Source organism: Kingella sp. SNUBH-2017, from assembly GCF_028680565.1.
Lineage (GTDB): Bacteria > Pseudomonadota > Gammaproteobacteria > Burkholderiales > Neisseriaceae > Kingella_D > Kingella_D pumchi.
This window is the reverse complement of record NZ_JAPHVK010000017.1, coordinates 1-17,734: the sequence shown is the minus strand read 5'-3', so window position 1 is coordinate 17,734 and position 17,734 is coordinate 1. Positions and strand designations below refer to the sequence as shown.

Here is a 17,734-nt window from a genome sequence, read left to right as displayed (position 1 = left end):
CAGGGCGAAGGCTGCTGCGGTGTAAATCTGTTTGGTTTTCATAGTGTTCACTCCAAAGTGGTATGCGGGGAAAAACCGCCTTGCGGCGGACGGCGGCATCATGGCAAAAGTGGGGCTGTGGGTCAAGGGGGATTACGCTTTCTCGCGCAGTTTTTGCATTGTTTAAAACGTGGTGCCCGAATTTAACCGAAAAGCAGTCTGAAAACCTGTTTCAGGCTGCTTTTACGGCACGAAAATGCCAGTCGCGGATGATTTGGCTCGTGGCGGTTTGCATATCGGCGCAGCGCACCAGCGTGCCGCGGTTGTGCGGGATGCGCGCGCTGCCGTCTGCCCAATCAAGCACGCGCACGGGGCGGCGGTGCGCCATCCAGCGGCTGTGCGGATCGGGATCGTCGGCAGGGGCGACGGCGTAGGCATCGCCGGCCACTTCGACCAGCGCCACCAACTCCCCGCCACGTTTGATGGCAACAATATCGCCCGCCTGCATGGTTTCGCAAAACGCGCGGATTGCCGCCGCGCCCTGCGGCCATTCGCCCAGACCGATCATGCCGCGTGTCAGGATGTCCGCCAGATGCGGCGCAAACTCGGCGGCTTGTCCGCCGGGGTGGATTTGCATATGCCAGTAGTTCATGGTTTTGCCTTTGGCTTGGGGCAGCCTGAAAAAAGGGTTTCAGGCTGCTTTGCGGTTTTCATTGCGTCGGAGTTTGCGGCTTTCAGGCTGCCTTTGAGGTTGTCTGAAACTTGTCGGGCTGCTGCATTCCCTCTCCCGCTTGCGGGGGAGGGTTAGGGTGGGGCTGGTGCCGTTACGGTAACTTTATGTGCAGGCGGCACAACGCAGTTCTGCGAACTGCCACCCCCACCCCGACCCTCCCCCGCGCTTGGGGCGCAGGGGAGGGGGTTAGGTATGCATCGGATTTGGACGAAAACGAAATTCAGGCTGCTTTGGTTTTTTTATTCCGTCGAAGCCTACGGGTTTTCAGGCTGCCTTGTTGGGTTTTACAATCCAACCTAGCTCTGAGACTATTCGCAAGGCAGCCTGAAAAGCCATTGCCGGTTTTCAGGCTGCTTTTTTGGCGGCAGACAATCTTTCAGACGGCCTTTATTTCTCCTTGGCAATACTGTCTATCCAGTCAAACAGCTCGTTCAAATCGTAATCGCCGCTGTGCGGCACGTCCCACGGCAGGGCGTAATCGACGGATTTGCCGCTGTTTTGCAGCTTGGCGGCGAGAATGGCGCTGACGGCGAGCGAGGTGTCGCGGTCGTTCGTGCCGACGCGGATGCGCCAGTACTGCGTGGGGGTTTGGGCGATGTAGGGCATGGGGCTCATCATTTTCACGGTTTGCGCGTCGGCGCGGCCGGCGTTTGGCGCGGTGCTGTTTTGCGCGGCAAAGGCGGTGAAGTGGCGTTTGTCTTGGTCGGCGCTGCCGAAAAGTTGGTTTTCACCGGTGGACAAATCCACGCCGTCAAAGGCGGGCGGGGTTTTCTGGCGGCCGGCTGCGGCGGCGTATTGGTCAAAATCGACGGCGGTAACTTTGCCGCCGGACACGGTGAGCCAGTTGCGCGCGGACAAGTCTTTGCCTGCGTCCAGCGCGGTTTGGGCGGACTGGGCGAGCAGCGCGGCGATGTGGTCTTTGAAACTGCCGTTGCCGTTTTTGTCCAGCGTGAGCGGCTTGCCCTGCGTGTTTTTGAGTTTCAGGCTGTTCAAATAAGGGGCGAACTGCGGTTTCAGGCTGCCTGAAAGCTGTTTTTCGGCTGCGGTGAGTGTGCCTTTAACCAATTTGCGCTCGACATTGTAATCGAGCATGGTGATGTTCATTTTCTGGTAGTCGTTCACGCCGTGAAACTGCCATTCGTAGGCGGCGTCGGCATGCTCGAGGATGGAAATCGGGCAGTAGGCGGACACGGCAAAGATGCTGTCGTTGGCTTCAGCGGCACCGAGTTTTTTCAGACGGCCTGCGTAGTCGCGCTGATTGGCGGACGCGCCGAGCAATACCGACAAGGCGCCGCCGGCGCTGGTGCCGTTGGAGATGATTTTGCGCGCGTCGCCGGCCATGGCTTTGTCGTTGGCTTTGAGATAGCGCACGGCGGCTTTCAAATCGACGATGGCGGCGGGTGCTTTGCCGGTGGGCGAGGTGCGGCCGCGTGCGCCGGGGCTGGCAACAACGAGGCCGCGCGACAGGGCGACCTGCATGGCGTCTGCGCCTTTATCTTCGCCGCCGCGCCCTTTCTGGCCGGGCACGCCGGCTTTGGCGGGCATATAGCCGCCGATTTTGTTGGGCAGGAATATCGGCGCGGTGTCGGCGGTGTAGCCATTGATGCTGCCGCCGTGGAAATAGGCTTCGGGGATGTAGATGTTGATGGTTTGGTAGTTGGCTTCGACGGGGTTGTTCACATAGGGGATGTTTTCAAAGGCGCGGTATTGCACGGTTTGGCCGTTTACCTGCATGGTTTGCGCGGTGTGCGGCTGTTTGGAAAAATCCAAATCGGCGGCGTTTGCGCCTGCGGCGGCTAGGGCGGCGGCGAGCATCAGGGGTTTGGCGGACATGGGAAGGTTCCGTTTGCGGGTGTGAAAGAAGCGGCAGGGTAGGCATCTTGCGCGGGGCTGTCAAACGGCAAAAGCAGCCTGAAAGGGTTTTCAGGCTGCTTTTGCCATGGTTGAAAACGCTTTCTTAACTTGACTTAACAAGCGCTTTGCAGTATTTTCGCCGCCGAGTTACACGCCGATTTGACACAGCTTGCGGGCGTTAAACCAGCTAAAGCGTTTGCAGAGTTTCCAAGCCCGCTGTGCCGCACATCGGGCTTTGTTTTTATTGTTGGAAGAGACCCATGATTACTTTGGAACAGGTTTCCAAACGCTACCAAACCCGCGACAAGCAGTGGTTTACCGCCGTCGAGCCTACCGACCTGGCCATCGAAGAGGGCGAAATCTTCGGCCTGATGGGCTATTCCGGCGCCGGCAAATCCACCCTGCTGCGCCTGATCAACCTGCTGGAGCGCCCCGATTCCGGCCGCGTGCTGGTGGACGGCCGGGATTTGACCGCGATGAGCGCCGCCGAATTGAGAAAAGCGCGGCAAAACATCGGCATGGTGTTCCAGCAGTTTAACCTGCTGGCCAACCGCACGGTGGCGGGCAATGTGGCCTTTCCGCTGGAAATCGCCGGCTGGCAGCCTGAAAAAATCGCTGCGCGGGTGAAAGAGTGTTTGGAGATTGTCGGTCTGGCCGAGCGCGCGCAGCATTATCCCGCCCAGCTCTCCGGCGGCCAGAAGCAGCGCGTCGGCATTGCCCGCGCGCTGGCGCCCAGCCCCAAAGTGATTTTGGCCGACGAGCCGACTTCCGCGCTCGATCCGGCCACCACCCGCAGCGTGCTGGAGTGTTTGGAAGACATCAACCGCCGCTTTAACGTAACCATTGTGATCGTAACCCACGAAATGAGCGTCATCCGCCGCCTGTGCCGCCGCACCGCGCTGCTGCACCACAGCCGCCTGCTCGAAGTGGTCGAAGTGCGCGAGCGCCAGATTCTCGCCCGCACCGACATCGGCCGCGAACTGATCTCGGAGGAACTATGAATTCCGGCACTTTCGACAACCTGCAGCGCCTGCTGCCCGAATTTTACAAAGCGCTGGGCGAAACGCTGGTGATGGTCGGCGTTTCCGCCACTTTTGCCGTGGTGGCCGGCGGCGCACTCGGCATTTTGCTGTTTGCCAGCGCCCGCGGCCAGGTGTTTGCCCGCCCGGGGCTTAACGGCGTGCTGAACTGGCTGGTCAGCTATATGCGCGCCTTTCCGTTTGTGATTCTGATGATTGTGCTGATGCCGCTTACCCGCGCCATTGTCGGCACGTCTTTCGGGCCGCTGGCCGCTTCGGTGTCTTTGAGCATCGCCGCCAGCTTTTACTTCGCCCGCCTGGTCGAACAAAACCTGAACGAAGTGCCCAAAGGCGTGATTGAAGCCGCGCAGGCAATGGGGGCCAAGCCGGGTACCATTATTCTGAAAGTGCTGGTAAACGAAGCGCGCGCCGGCCTGATTTTGAGCGTAACCATCCTGATTATCGCCATACTCGGCGAAAGCGCGGCCGCCGGCCTGATCGGCGGCGGCGGCATCGGCGATCTCGGCATCCGCTACGGCCACCAGCGCTATATGAAAGACGTGATGGCCGCCGTCGTTTCCCTGCTCAGCGTGATCGTTATCCTGGTGCAAAGCATGGGCAACCGCTTATCCAAACATTTGGACAAGCGTTAGGGCATCTTGTTTTTGCGCCAACAGGCAGCCTGAAAAGGTTTTCAGGCTGCCTGTTGTTTTGGGTGGGTGGCGAATTATAGCTTTGCGCTATTGTCAGCAAAATATAATTTTATCCTGTCAATGCTTCCCCTTGTAAGCGCCTGCGGCGCCCATATGACGGGAACACGCGAAGAGCAGCGATTGTTTTCCAAACTGCCGGCTTCGCCATCATCAAACCCATCAGGAGCACACCATGCGCATTAACGAATTGGATCGTATCAACGAGCTGGCACGCAAAGCCAAAACCACCGCCTTGAGCGAAGCCGAAATTGCCGAACGCAACGCGCTGCGCCAAGCCTATCTGCGGCAGGTGCGCGGCCAGATGAACAACATTCTCTCCACCGTTACCGTTATCGACCCCGAAGGCCGCGACGTTACCCCGATGAAACTGCGCGATGCCCAAGCCGCCGGCATGCAGACCCATTAAACCGATCCCCATCCCCAAAACCCAAAGGAATCCACTATGCGCAACATCCGCCAAATCTACCGCGCCCAAAGCCAACACTGGGTGGGCGACGGCTTCCGCGTCCAACCCCTGTTTTCCCACATGGGCGAAAACCGCGGCACCGATCCCTTTCTGATGCTCGATTATGCCGCACCCTACGAGTTCGCCCCCAACGAAACCCGAGGCCCGCGCGGCGTCGGCCAGCACCCGCACAAAGGCTTTGAAACCGTAACCATCGCCTACCACGGCGAAGTGGCGCACCGCGACTCCACCGGCGGCGGCGGCGTGATCAAAGAAGGCGACGTGCAATGGATGACCGCCGGCGCCGGCGTAATCCACGAAGAATTCCACTCCGAAGACTTCAGCAAACGCGGCGGCCTGTTCGAGATGGTGCAGCTGTGGGTTAACTTGCCGGCCAAAGACAAAAACACCCCGCCGCGCTACCAGCATCTGGCCAAGGAAAACATCCCCGTAGTCGAGTTGCCCGATGATGCCGGCCACCTGCGCCTGATTGCCGGCGAGCACGACAGCACCCAAGGTGCCGCCGAAACCTTTACCGCCATGAACGTGTGGGATGTCGTTATCCACCCGAACAAAGAAGCCGTGCTGCGGGTGCCCGCCAGCCACAATCTGTTGCTGGTGATCCTGCGCGGCGAAGTGCTGGTAAACGGCCAAGAAACCGCCACCGCCGGCGAATTGGCAGTCTTTGAAGACGGCGAAGGCGAAGTGCGCCTGCAGGCCGGCAGCGACGAAGTCAAAATCCTGCTGCTCTCCGGCGAGCCGATCAACGAGCCGGTAGTCGGTTACGGCCCCTTCGTGATGAACACCGCCGAAGAAATCCACCAAGCCATTCAGGATTTCAACAGCGGCCGCTTCGGCAATATCGACTGACACCCGGCAAAATCCGCCGCAAATAGCTTTCAGGCTGCGCGTGAAAACAGGCGGCCTGAAAGTTTTTTAGGCGGTGGTTTTGTGCTTTCAGGCTGCTTCGTTCGCGCCGGCAGTTGCTACACGGGGTGTGCACCGTTGTATCTGTTGGCAGCCTGAAAACCGTATCGGCGGCGTTTAGCGCGGCGGTGCTTGCAGCTGCCGATGCCATTGCAGCAGCCGCGTGATGCTGTCGCTTTGGGCGAGCAGCTGTTGCTGCCAGCGCTCGGCGCTGCGCTGCCAGGCGGGGAAGTTTTGCAGCAGGTATCGCCAGTATTCGGTGCGGGTGTTATCGTTTAGGGCGCCGCCGCCGTTGAGTTCCTGCGACAGCGCAGTGAAGGCAGCCTGAAAGCCGCTATCGGGCATCAGTGCGGCGGGCAGGCGCCAGAAGGCGGCGAGTTTGTCGAGATGGGCGTTTTCGTCCTGCGGGTAGATGTGCCAGAAAAACGGCTTGGCGGCGTATTGGGCGCGGACAAAGCTGTCTTCGCCGCGCACCAGCAGCATATCGGCCAGCCACAGGACTTGGTCGAACTCGTGCTGCGGCACAAAGGGGATGCGGATCAATTCAAGGCAGCCTGAAAGGTGGCGCAAGCCGGCATCAAGCAGGGCATCGGCGGGGATGCGGCCGGCTTCACGCAGGCTGTCGGCGATTTGGCTGCCGGCCAGCCACAGGCTTATGGGCTGTTGCAGGCTGCGCCAGCTGTCGAACCATTGCGCCCAGATTGCGCTGCGGTAGCCGAAGGCGAAACATTCGCGGCGGCGGCTGTCTTTGTCCGGCAACCCCAAGCGGCGGCGCAAGCGGCTTTGGGCGGCGGTATCGGCGGCAAACGCCTGCCGCGCCTGTTCGTAGCCGGCTTCGCGCAGCAGGCCGCCGCTCTCGGGGCTAAAGCCCATCTGCCAGAAGTATTTGCGGCTGCCGTCGGCCTGCAGCGACGGCATGGCGTGGCTTTGCAGCGCCCAGTTTTCGGCGCTTAAGTATTCCCAGTTCAGCCACAGCGGCCGCACGCGGCGGATGGTGTCGCGCACGCTTGCGGGCAGGGCGCAGGCAAAGGTTTCGATTAGGATGTCCGGTGTGGGCGCGCCGGCCAGATCGGCGGTTTTGCCTTCCTGCCAGCGGCGCAGCACGATGCCGCGGTGGCGGCAGGGCAGGGCGGGGACGTCGGGGATGATGGCGCGCAGCGCGGCTTCATTATCGAGCCACAGCCACACTTTGCCGCCGCTGCGCCGGTGCAATTCCTGCGCCAGCCGCCACGACACGCCGATGTCGCCGAAATTGTCGATAACGGTGCAAAACAGCCAGCAGACCGGTGCCGCCATTTTCAGGCTGCCTGTACGGCGCCGGCCGGCCGGATAACGGCGTTGGCGCCGGCGGTTTGCGCCAGCTGCTGCAGTAAATTGGCGCCGAGATAGGGGCGGCTTAGGTGGCGCAGGTCGGCCAGCACCGGCAGGTGGCTGAGCGCTTTGGCTTCGGCGATGGCTTCAATGTCCAGCCGCAGCCCGCCGCCCAGGGCCAGCGTGCCGGCCTCGCCCAAAATCAGATGCGGGTTGCCGCGCAAAAAAGTGCGTTCGGCGGCCATCAGCCAGTCGCGCACGCTGTCGCCGCGGCCTTTGCACAGCACCAGCGGCAGATTCAGGCTGCCGGCCAGCTGCTGCAGATGGCGGTCGGCCAGCATTTCGCCGCCCAGATACAGCATGTCGGCATCGGCCGAGAGCGCCGCTTCGATTTGCGCGGCGGCGCGGATGCGCACCACGGCGGCTTTGCCGGCGGCGCGGCAGGCGGCGGTGGCGCGGGCTAGGGCGCGTTCGGCGGCTTTGCTGTCGTGCGCGGCATCGGGGGCGTAGGGGTTGGGATTGAGCCGGAAGGGGTCGAACAGCAGCGCATCAGCATCGGCCGGCCATGCCGTTTCGCTGCCGCTGGTTTTCAGGCTGCCGGCATCGGCCAGAATTTTCAGGCTGCCCTCGCCAAAGCGCACGCCGTTGGCGCTGACCACGGTGCCTTGCGAGCGCACTTCGCGGCTGACCAGCCGCCAGTCGTGAACGATGCGGATGGCTTTTTCCACCTGCGCCATGCCTTCAAACCAGGCGGGGTCGAACACGCGCTCGTCGCCCACCGCGCCGATAATCACCCGCTCGCTGCCGCGCGACAAATGCTCGCTCAGCCCGCGGCTGCGGATGGCGGAAACCACGGCCTGCACCGATGCTTCGTCGGCGCCGGCCTGCATAACGATAATCATGGCTGGCCTCGTAATAATGCGCTTGGGATGCTTTCAGGCTGCCTGTGTTCAGGCAGCCTGAAAGCGCTTTGTGCCAACGGCAGGCGCGCGGCCTGCCATTGGAAGCAAAACGGGCCGGCGGCGCAGCCTGCGCGGCTGCCGTCGGCCCGTTCGGGCTTAGAAGGGGATGAAACGCGTGGGATCGATGGGAACGGCTTTGTCATTGTTATTGACTTTGCTTTTTTCCCGTATTTCAAGATGCAGCTTGCCTTTGCTGCCGGTTACCGCGATTTTCTGGCCGCGTTTGACCCGCTGGCCTTCTTTTACCAGCAGTTTTTCGTTGTAACCGTAGGCGGAAAGATATTGCGGGGAGTGCTGGATGATAACCAGCTGCTCGAAGTCGCGCGGGCCTTTGGTGCCGTAAATCACCGTGCCGTCGGCGGCGGCCAGCACGCTTTGGCCACGGCTGCTGCCCACTTCGATGCCGCGCGCTTCGGTGCTGAACGCTTTAATCACGCGGCCGCCCGGTACCGGCGACTGCCAGGTGATGCCGCCGTATTTGCCGGTGTTGGCCGAGGGCGTTACGCTGGCGTGGCTTTCAGGCTGCGGTTGTGGTTGCGGCTGCGGGCGCACGCTGGCGGAACTGCCGCCGCCGCTGCCCACGCGCAGCACCTGGCCGATTTGGATGTTGTCGCCGGCAAGGTTGTTCCACTCGCGCAAATCGTTCTGGCTGATGCCGTAGCGTTTGGAGATGTTGTAAACGGTGTCGCCGGCGGCCACGCGGTGGGTGCCGTTGCCGGAGACGCTGCCGCCGGCGGAACTGCCGCCGCTGTAGCTGCCGGCTGCGCCGTGCGGTTTCACCCGCAGCACCTGGCCGACATTGATGTTGTCGCCGGCAAGGTTGTTCCACTCGCGCAGATTGTTTTGGCTGATGCCGTAGCGTTTGGAGATATTGTAGATGGTGTCGCCGGCGACCACGCGGTGGGTGCTGGCGTTTACGTCCACCGGCGCGTAGTTGGGCACAAACGTGCCGCCGGTGCGGGCGGGCGGGGTGTAAACGCTGCCGTTATCGCTCTGGCCGGTGCTGCCGCTACCGCTGGGGGTGTAGGGCGTGGTCTCGTAGGGGTTTTGCGTGTTGTTTTGCACGGTGTCGCCGCCCGGCGGCGTGTAAACCGAGCCGTCGTTGCTGCCGACGGTGGCGGTGCTGCCGCCGCTCATGGTGCCGTCGGTAACCGGGGCGGGCGGTTGGGTGTTGGTACAGGCGGCCAGAAGCGCTGCGGCGGCGGCCGGCAGCATCAGGCGGAACGCGCGGGCTGTTTTCATGGTGTCGGTCTCTTGGTCTGTCGTTGTTCGGAAAGGCCGGAAAGTGCAGGGCGGCATCATACCGTTTGAGGCCGGGCGCTTCAAGCGGCGGCGGGGTGCAGGCAGCCTGAAAAAACGCGCGGCCGGCGCGGTTCAGGAAAAATCGCTGCCGTGCCAGAAACGCTGCAAATCCTGCATTTGCGCGTAGGCGCTCAAATCGACCTGCAGCGGCGTGATGCTGACGAAACCGGCTTCGCAGGCGGCAAAGTCGGTGCCTTCGTCGCTGTCGGCCACCGCGCCGGCCGGGCCGATCCAATAAAGCTGCTCGCCGCGCGGGCTGGTGGCGGGCATCACGCTTTGCTGGTGGTGGCGGCGGCCGAGGCGGGTGATTTTGTGCCCCTGCAGATCGCCGGCGGCGACGGCGGGAATATTAACGTTCCACAACACCGGCGCGCGCGGCGGTTCGGCGGTCAGCCGCTCCAAAAGCGGCCACAGCGCCTTTTCGGCGGTTTCGCCGTAGCGGGCGAAATCGGCGGACACCAGCGAAAAGGCCACCGCCGGAATATTCATCAGAAAGGCTTCGGTGGCGGCGGCAACGGTGCCGGAATAAAGCGTGTCGTCGCCCATATTGGCGCCGTGGTTGACGCCGGAAATCACCAAATCGGGCGTGAAATCGGGCAGCGCGTGCAGCGCCAGATGGATGCAGTCGGTGGGCGTGCCGTTGACAAAATAAAAGCCGTTGTCGGCGGCGCGGATGTGCAGCGGCCGGTCGAGCGTGAGCGAATTGCTGGCGGCGCTGCGGTTCTGCTCGGGCGCAACCACGCGCACATTGGCAAACTCGCCCGCCACCCGCGCCAGCAGCGCAATGCCGGGCGCCAGATAGCCGTCGTCGTTGGAAATCAGGATATTCATGTTTTTCAGGCTGCCTGAAAGGGAAAGGGGCAGATTGTAGCGAAAGCGAGGGGGATGATAAAGGCAGCCTGAAAACGAGACTTTAACTAATGAAAAGTTATCGATTGTTCTTCTTGCCTTGCGTTAACAAAACACGGCAAAATATCGGCAAATTATTTCGTTTTTGACTTAGTATGTTCACCGTTCGTCAGTATAATCAGCCAGCCAGCCAGCCAGCCAGCCAGCCAGCCAGCCAGCCAGCCAGCCAGCCAGCCAGCCAGCCAGCCTAGGCTGAATTTCGTCTGCGGTTTCCGCCGCCTCTCACTCCCGCGCATCTCTCCCCATTCCCGCGCCTTAGCCGCCTGCCGCATGGAGACCTTCCATGTCGGATAAACAGGTCAAATCCAAAGCGCGCGTCGCCAAACACGGCGAAGTCTTTACCAACCCCCGCGAAGTCAATGCCATGCTTGATTTGGTGCAAGACCAAATCACGCGCATCGATGCCACGTTTCTCGAACCCGCCTGCGGTTCGGGCAATTTCCTCGTGGAGATTCTGCGCCGCCGCATGGCGTATCTCAACCAAAAATACAAAACCAGCCTAATCCAATACCAGCCCGCCACGGTGCAAGCCGTGTGCGGGCTGTACGGCATCGAGCTTTTGAGCGACAACGCCGCCGAATGCCGCGAGCGGCTGTTGGCAACCTTCGCACAACACTATCTCCCCCCGTTTCAGGCTGCCGAAGACTATCCGCGCCTGCTTGATGCCGTGCGCCGCGTTTTGGCGAAAAACATTGTTTGCGGCGATGCGCTCAATTATCGCGATTCAGACGGCCTGCCGATTGTCTTTATCCAATGGCAGTTCAGCCCTAAGCCGGGCGGCATGATTCCGATTTTTGTGATGCCCAAGGCCTATGAATTTCAAGACACCGTGCAGACCAAAGGGGGCGAACACTCGGATGCCAACTTGTTTGCAGAACGGCAAACCGCCGACAACGGGCAGATTCCCCGCATCGTAAAACCATTAAAAACATTCCCTCGAACACACTACTTGGAGATAGGCAATGAAACCGTTTGACCACAATCCCGACGTACTGTCTTGCCTTGCCAATTTGAGCAACGACGAAGTCTTCACCCCGCCGCAAATCGCCCGCCAGATGCTTGATTTGTTGCCCGCAAGCCTGTGGCGCAACCCCGAAGCTAGATTTTTAGACCCCTGCACCAAATCCGGCGTATTCCTGCGCGAAATCGCCACCCGCCTGATAGACGGCTTGGCCGACTGGCAGCCCGATTTGCAAAAGCGCATCGACCATATCTTAGGCAAACAGCTTTACGGCATCGCCATTACCGAGCTGACCGCGCTCATTTCCCGACGCACGCTTTACTGCTGCAAAACCGCTGACAGCGAGCTTTCCATTGCCACCGTGTTTGACAACGCCGACGGCAATATCCGCTTCAACTGGCAATCGCAACACGAATGGGCAGGCGCGTGGAACGCCGAAAACCAAAAATGCCGCTACTGCGGCGCAAGCAAAAAACAATATGACAAAGGCGGCGAAGCGGAAAACCACGCCTACGAATTTATCCACACCGAACACCCCGAAAAGATTTGGAACAATATGAAATTTGACGTGATTATCGGCAACCCGCCGTATCAGATTGGCGACAAGAAAAATGACGAAACCGATGATGAGACAAATGAAGAAATTGGAAAGAAAAAACGTAAAAACAACGGAGGCAGCGCATCGCCGATTTACCATAAATTTATCCGACAAGCCCAAAAATTACAGCCGCATTATCTGGTGATGATTACTCCGAGCCGCTGGTTTGCAGGCGGCAAAGGCTTGGACGATTTTCGTGATGAAATGCTGGGCGACACACGCTTGCGCCAGATTCACGATTTCCCGAATGCAGCGGATTGTTTCCCCGGAATTGAGATTAAAGGCGGTGTCAATTATTTTCTTTGGGATAGAGATGATAGGGGCGATTGCCTGATACGGAACTACGAAGGCGGTGTATGTACATCGGAAAGTGTGCGCCCGCTCCGTGAAGACGGCATGAATACGCTGGTGCGTTACAACAATGCAATCAGTATTTTGAGGAAAGTAACCGCCAAAAAAGAAAAGAAATTTAGCGAATTGGTTAGTTCGCAAAAACCTTTTGGATTAAGAACTTTTGTAAAAGGGAAAAATAATCCGTTTCCTAACTCAATCAAACTATATCGGAATAATGGGGTTGGTTATATTGAACAGGATGATATCGCACAAGGATCTGAATGGTTAGATAAATATAAGGTACTGATTACGATGGCTTATGGCGCAGGTGAATCTTTCCCTCATCAGATTTTGAATACGCCTTTTATTGCTGAAAAAGGTGCTGCCTGCTCGGAAACTTATTTAGTTATTGCACCATCAACAAGTTTGTCCGAATGCCAAAACGTTATTTCTTATATTAAAACCAGATTTTTCCGTTTCTTAGTTTTATTAAATAAACCGACACAACACGCATCACAAAAAGTTTACCAATTCGTCCCCATCCAAGACTTCTCTCGCCCGTGGACAGACGCAGACCTGTACGCCAAATACGGTTTAACCGCAGACGAAATTGCCTTTATCGAAAAAATGGTGCGCCCGATGGATTAAGCCGTTCAGACGGCCTTTTCAACAAGCCTGAAAGGCCGTCTGAAACACTTTTCATCAGCACCGTTTCAAAAAATCATTACGGAGCAAGCTTATGGCCGATTTGAACATTCAACCGAAAAATATCCCTACCGTTTATGCTTATACCGACACGCGCTTTTCAGGCTGCCTGAAAATCGGCTACACCGAGCGCGATGCGGCGCAGCGTGTGGCGGAGCAATATCCCGTGAAGCTGCCGCAGCAGTCTTACGAAATTGTGTTCAACGAAACGGCGATGCGCGACAACGGCACATTTTTTGACGACCATGCCATCCACAAACGATTGGCAGCGCAGGGTTTTGTTCGCGAAAACGGCGAGTGGTTCCGATGCAGCCTGAAAGATGTTCAGGCTGCCTTTATCGCGGAAAAGCAGAGCAAACCGCTTTCAGACGGCCTTTCGCGCACGCACGATTTCCCGATGCGTCCCGAACAGCAGGCGGCGGTGGAGAAAACGGCGGCGTATTTCCGCGAGTTTCAGCGCGAAGAGGGCATCACGCCGCATTTTTTATGGAACGCGAAAATGCGCTTCGGTAAGACCTTTGCCGCGTATCAGTTGGCAAAAGAGATGGGCTGGAAGCGGGTGCTGGTGCTGACCTTCAAGCCCGCCGTGTTGTCGGCCTGGCGCGAGGATTTGCTGTCGCATACGGATTTTGCGGGTTGGCAGTTTGTGTCGAATTACGAAGAAGATTTGTCGTTTGATGCGGCGGACAAAACCCGCCCGCTGGTGTTTTTCGGTTCGTTTCAGGATTTGCTCGGCAAGGACAAAAGTGGCGGCATCAAGGCGAAAAACGAGCAGGTGCATACGGTTAATTGGGATTGCGTGATTTTCGACGAATACCACTACGGCGCGTGGCGCGAAAAATCCAAAGATTTGTTCGACAAGGAAGAGCAGGCGGCGATTAAAACCATCGAAGCCGAGCTGGCGGATATGGAGGCGGACAATCCCGATTATTTCGACGAAAAGCTGCTGCCGATTACCACGTCGCACTATCTCTATCTTTCCGGCACGCCGTTTCGCGCGATTTCGTCGGGCGAGTTTATCGAAGAGCAGATTTTTAACTGGACCTATCCCGACGAACAAAAAGCCAAACGCTCATGGCCATCTGAAAACGGCGCAAATCCGTATGCCGCGTTGCCGGGCATGAAGATGTTTACCTACACGCTGCCGGAAAGCATCCGCCACGTTGCGGAGCAGGGCGAGTTTGACGAGTTTGATTTGAACGCGTTTTTCGCTACCGAGGGCAGCGGCGAAGATGCACGTTTTAAAAACGAAGAATATGTGCAGAAATGGCTGGATTTGATACGCGGCAGCTACCGCGACACCATGGTTGACGATTTGAAGCTGGGCAAGGAAAAGCCACCGATGCCGTTTTCCGATGTGCGCCTGTTGGGCGTATTGCAGCATACGTTTTGGTTTCTGCCCAACATTGCCGCCTGCTTTGCGATGCGGAATTTAATCGCGCAAAAGCAAAACCGCTTCTACCACGATTACGAAATCATCGTTTGCGCGGGCATCGGCGCGGGCATCGGCGCGGAAGCCTTAAAGCCCGTTCAGGCTGCCATGAAAGGCGGGCTGGATACCAAAACCATCACGCTATCGTGCGGCAAGCTGACCACGGGCGTGTCGGTTGCGCCGTGGTCTGGCGTATTGATGCTGCGTAATCTTTCCAGCCCCGAAACTTATTTTCAGACGGCCTTCCGCGTGCAAACGCCGTGGGTGTTGAAAAACCCCGCCGCCGATGCCGCGCGGCGCGAAGAAATCGTCAAACACGAATGCTACATTTTCGATTTCGCCCCCAACCGCGCCTTGAAGCAGGTGCAGGAATACGCCTGTAAACTGGATAACGACCCGAATACCAGCCCCGAGCAGAAAGTGAAAGACTTCATCAGCGTACTGCCGATTTTTTCTTACGACGGCAGCGCGATGCGCGAAATCGACGCGGAAGGCGTGCTGGATTATGCGCTAAGCGGCACGACGGCAACGCTGCTTGCCAAACGCTGGGAAAGTGCGTTGCTCGTAAATGTGGACAACGTTACCCTGCAACGGCTGCTTAACAGCAAAGAGGCGATGGAAGCCTTAAGCCGCATTGAAAAATTCCGCTCGCTCAATCAGGATTTGGAAACCATCATCAATCAATCCGAAGCGGTAAAAAACGCCAAAAAACAGGCGGCCGAAGAGGGGCGCGAGTTGACCGCAAAAGAGAAAAAAGAGCTGAGCGACGCGGAAAAAGAATATAAAAGCAAACGCAAAGAAATTCAGGAAAAACTGATTGCTTTTGCCACGCGCGTACCTGTGTTTATGTATCTGAGCGACAAGCGCGAACATACCTTGCAGGATGTAATCACCCAGCTTGAACCCGAACTGTTCCGCAAGGTAACAGGGCTGTATGTGCGGGATTTCCATTTGCTGGAGCGGCTGAATATTTTCAACGGCGCGCTGATGAACGATGCGGTGTTCAAGTTCAAGCGGTATGAAGACAGTAGCCTAGACTATTCGGGGATTAACCGATACGACGGTGAACGGGTTGGTGGGTTCAATACCAGTCTGACGATAGGGGAGCATAGGCGGCATTATTAAGAGTTCTTGCCAGTAACGGCTGTATGGCGGTTATTTATGGAAGTTTACTTTATGTTTACAGAGAAACTGCACTGTTCAGTTTCGGCAAAATCCGTTTTGTCGCAGCTAAGTGCTGAGAGCCGCTCGCAGATACGGGCGAAGGTTTCCTGCATGGCGGGTTCCGGTTTGCCGAAGGCAGCCTGAAAGGGCTTTCAGGCTGCCTTCGGCTGTTTTTATCACACCATCACACCAGTTCGCCGCGCAGGCTGAAGGTGAAGGCTTCGGTGATTTTGAGATCGACCATTTGGTTGATCAGCGCGGCATCGCCGGTGAAGTTCACCACGCGGTTGTTGGCGGTGCGCGCTTGCAGCTGGTCGGGGTCTTTTTTGGAGATGCCTTCCACCAGGCAGCGTTGCACGGTGCCGAGCATGGTTTGGTTGATGCGGGCGGTTTCGGCTTCGATCACTTCGTTCAGCGCTTCCAGGCGGCGCACTTTTTCTTCATGCGGCGTATCGTCGGGCAGGTTGGCGGCGGGGGTGCCGGGGCGCGGGCTGTAGATGAACACGAAGCTCAAATCGAAGGCGATGTCTTTGACCAGCTTTAAGGTCTGCTCAAATTCGCGCTCGGTTTCGCCGGGGAAGCCGACGATAAAGTCGCTGCTCAAACACAAATCGGGGCGAATCGCGCGCAGTTTGCGGATGATGGATTTGTATTCCAGCGCGGTGTAGCCGCGTTTCATCGCGGAGAGCACGCGGTCGGAGCCGCTTTGGATGGGTAGGTGCAGATGCGAAACCAGCTTGGGCAGGTCGCGGTAGCATTCGATGATGGCGTCGGTGAATTCGCGCGGGTGGCTGGTGGTGAAGCGCAGGCGTTCGATGCCGGGGATTTCGTGGACGATGCGCAGCAGGGTGGCGAAATCGCAGGTGCCGCCGTCGTCCATTTCGCCGCGATAGGCGTTGACGTTTTGCCCCAACAGGTTGATTTCTTTTACGCCTTGTTGCGCCAAGCCGGCGATTTCGGTGAGCACGTCGTTCAGCGGGCGCGAAAACTCTTCGCCGCGCGTGTAGGGCACGACGCAGAAGGAGCAGTATTTGGAGCAGCCTTCCATAATGGAGATGAACGCGCTACTGCCGTCGACGCGGGCGGGCGGCAGGTGGTCGAATTTTTCGATTTCGGGGAAGGAAATATCTACTTGCGACAGCCCTGTAGTTTCTTTGTCCACAATCATTTTGGGCAGGCGGTGCAGGGTTTGCGGGCCGAAGACGACATCGACGTAGGGCGCGCGTTTGACGATGTTTTCGCCTTCCTGCGATGCCACGCAGCCGGCCACGCCGATAATCACATTGGGGTTTTTCTCTTTGATGGGCTTGATGCGGCCGAGGTCGGAAAAGACTTTTTCCTGCGCTTTTTCGCGCACGGAGCAGGTGTTGAACAGGATGATGTCGGCATTGTCGGGTTCGGCCACCTGCTCGATGCCGCCGTGTTCTTCTTCCAATACGGCGAGCATTTTTTCGCTGTCGTATTCGTTCATTTGGCAGCCGAAGGTGCGGATAAAGACTTTTTTCATGATTTGAGCTCTCAGGTTGCCCGTAATTGCGGGGCTGATGTTGGAAAATGTTTTCAGGCTGCCTGTTGTTATGTTTCGGATAGGCAGCCTGAAAACCTGTTGCGGACAAGGCGGCGGATTATACGTACAAGGGCAAGAGAATTAAAATCAACTGGCACAATCCCTTGCTGCGCCGCGCGCGCGATTTGGGGCAGCCTGAAAACATGGCCGGCGGCATTCGCTATATAATGCCGCCGTCCGAATTCCAGCCCGAAGGAGGGTGCGATGAAAAAACTGTATCCCGCGCTGCTGGCCGCGCTGCTGGCTGCCCCGGCAACGGCCGCCGACGAATTTGTGCTGCACGGCAAAAACACGGCGCAGTCGCCGGAAAAACTTACCGCCGAAGTTCAAGTGCTGAATTTCTGGGCAACCTGGTGCAAGCCCTGCCGCAAGGAAATGCCGCAGATGAGTAAGTGGTACCGCGCCCAGCACACCAAAAAAGCATCGGTGGCAATGGTCGGCATCGCCGTGGACAGCGCGGACAACGTCGCCGCCTTTCTGAAAACCATGCCGGTTTCCTATCCGGTGTGGATTTATAACGGCAACAACAGCCGCGCGATGATGAAAGCCTACGGCAACCAGGTCGGCGGCCTGCCCTATACCGTGGTGCGGATGCCCAAATGCGGCCAGCAGCAGGCGCTGTTGGGCGAAGTGAACGGCGCCAAACTCGATCAGGCGGTTGCCGAGTTGCGCGGCCGCTGCAGCAAAAAATAAGGGGCTGTACTAGATAAGCAGTCATGTTAGACTGCAAAAATGAAGATAACCCATTGTAAACTAAAAAAGAGTATTCAAAAGAAACTGCTTCAGTTTTTTGTACTCGAAGTTACCGCCCGTTCAGCCG

General features: G+C 58.1%; 16 protein-coding genes and 1 pseudogene. 10 read left to right on the top strand and 7 right to left on the bottom strand.

Annotated features, from left to right (window positions below):
• Nucleotides 1–186 (top strand): hypothetical protein (locus OP500_RS10940; protein ID WP_274070969.1); only part of this gene is annotated, 186 nt, incomplete at its 5' end.
• Nucleotides 187–211: 25 nt separating this feature from the next.
• Here OP500_RS10940 and OP500_RS10935 read toward each other — a convergent pair.
• The gene (locus OP500_RS10935) at nt 212–631 is read right to left on the bottom strand and encodes a pyruvate kinase (RefSeq protein ID WP_274070968.1); all 420 of its coding nucleotides are present in this window, start codon (nt 629–631) and stop codon (nt 212–214) included.
• A gap of 468 nt (nt 632–1,099) precedes the next feature.
• A complete protein-coding gene (locus OP500_RS10930) occupies nt 1,100–2,545 on the bottom strand; it encodes a subtype B tannase (protein ID WP_274070967.1) in 1,446 nt (481 codons plus the stop codon).
• 281 nt (nt 2,546–2,826) lie between these two features.
• Here OP500_RS10930 and OP500_RS10925 point away from each other — a divergent pair, with 281 nt between their 5' ends.
• From OP500_RS10925 to OP500_RS10910, 4 genes are all read left to right on the top strand, one after another.
• Entirely contained in the window at nt 2,827–3,567 is a 741-nt protein-coding gene (locus tag OP500_RS10925) for a methionine ABC transporter ATP-binding protein (RefSeq protein WP_274070966.1), read from the top strand.
• On the top strand, nt 3,564–4,238 hold the full coding sequence (locus OP500_RS10920) for a methionine ABC transporter permease (protein WP_274070965.1): 675 nt from the start codon (nt 3,564–3,566) through the stop codon (nt 4,236–4,238). Before OP500_RS10925 ends, OP500_RS10920 begins: the two co-directional genes overlap by 4 nt.
• Nucleotides 4,239–4,470: 232 nt before the next feature.
• Nucleotides 4,471–4,704: a DUF896 domain-containing protein gene (locus OP500_RS10915; protein ID WP_274070964.1), complete on the top strand. Its 234-nt coding sequence runs from the start codon at nt 4,471–4,473 to the stop codon at nt 4,702–4,704.
• A 36-nt stretch (nt 4,705–4,740) separates the two neighbouring features.
• Entirely contained in the window at nt 4,741–5,613 is an 873-nt protein-coding gene (locus OP500_RS10910; protein ID WP_274070963.1) for a pirin family protein, read from the top strand.
• A gap of 174 nt (nt 5,614–5,787) precedes the next feature.
• Here OP500_RS10910 and earP read toward each other — a convergent pair whose 3' ends face one another.
• The 4 genes from earP to surE form a co-directional block, all read right to left on the bottom strand.
• Complete coding sequence (earP, locus tag OP500_RS10905) at nt 5,788–6,966, bottom strand: elongation factor P maturation arginine rhamnosyltransferase EarP (RefSeq protein ID WP_274070962.1); 1,179 nt, start codon at nt 6,964–6,966, stop codon at nt 5,788–5,790.
• Nucleotides 6,967–6,968: 2 nt separating this feature from the next.
• Nucleotides 6,969–7,883 (bottom strand): hypothetical protein, encoded by a 915-nt coding sequence (locus tag OP500_RS10900; RefSeq protein WP_274070961.1) that lies wholly within the window; start codon nt 7,881–7,883, stop codon nt 6,969–6,971.
• A 156-nt stretch (nt 7,884–8,039) separates the two neighbouring features.
• A complete protein-coding gene (locus tag OP500_RS10895) occupies nt 8,040–9,185 on the bottom strand; it encodes a LysM peptidoglycan-binding domain-containing protein (RefSeq protein ID WP_274070960.1) in 1,146 nt (381 codons plus the stop codon).
• Between the two features lie 132 nt (nt 9,186–9,317).
• Nucleotides 9,318–10,076 (bottom strand): 5'/3'-nucleotidase SurE, encoded by a 759-nt coding sequence (gene surE, locus OP500_RS10890; protein ID WP_238747548.1) that lies wholly within the window; start codon nt 10,074–10,076, stop codon nt 9,318–9,320.
• A gap of 361 nt (nt 10,077–10,437) precedes the next feature.
• Between surE and OP500_RS10885 the strand changes: the two genes are divergently transcribed.
• The 3 genes from OP500_RS10885 (at nt 10,438) to OP500_RS10875 (ending at nt 15,308) form a co-directional block, all read left to right on the top strand.
• Entirely contained in the window at nt 10,438–11,130 is a 693-nt protein-coding gene (locus OP500_RS10885; RefSeq protein ID WP_238747550.1) for an SAM-dependent methyltransferase, read from the top strand.
• Nucleotides 11,117–12,694 carry an Eco57I restriction-modification methylase domain-containing protein gene (locus OP500_RS10880; RefSeq protein WP_238747552.1) on the top strand — a complete coding sequence of 526 codons (1,578 nt, stop codon included), beginning with the start codon at nt 11,117–11,119 and terminating at the stop codon, nt 12,692–12,694. The genes OP500_RS10885 and OP500_RS10880 overlap by 14 nt, the downstream gene beginning before the upstream one ends.
• Nucleotides 12,695–12,785: 91 nt before the next feature.
• Complete coding sequence (locus OP500_RS10875; protein WP_238747554.1) at nt 12,786–15,308, top strand: GIY-YIG nuclease family protein; 2,523 nt, start codon at nt 12,786–12,788, stop codon at nt 15,306–15,308.
• 223 nt (nt 15,309–15,531) lie between these two features.
• Here the strand turns inward: OP500_RS10875 and miaB are convergent, their stop codons facing one another.
• Nucleotides 15,532–16,854: a tRNA (N6-isopentenyl adenosine(37)-C2)-methylthiotransferase MiaB gene (miaB, locus tag OP500_RS10870; RefSeq protein WP_274070959.1), complete on the bottom strand. Its 1,323-nt coding sequence runs from the start codon at nt 16,852–16,854 to the stop codon at nt 15,532–15,534.
• Between the two features lie 264 nt (nt 16,855–17,118).
• Here miaB and OP500_RS10865 point away from each other — a divergent pair, with 264 nt between their 5' ends.
• Nucleotides 17,119–17,607, top strand: a complete 489-nt coding sequence (locus tag OP500_RS10865) for a TlpA disulfide reductase family protein (RefSeq protein WP_274070958.1) — start codon at nt 17,119–17,121, stop codon at nt 17,605–17,607.
• 39 nt (nt 17,608–17,646) lie between these two features.
• A pseudogene (locus OP500_RS10860) lies at nt 17,647–17,734 on the top strand (IS1595 family transposase); the annotation flags it as partial.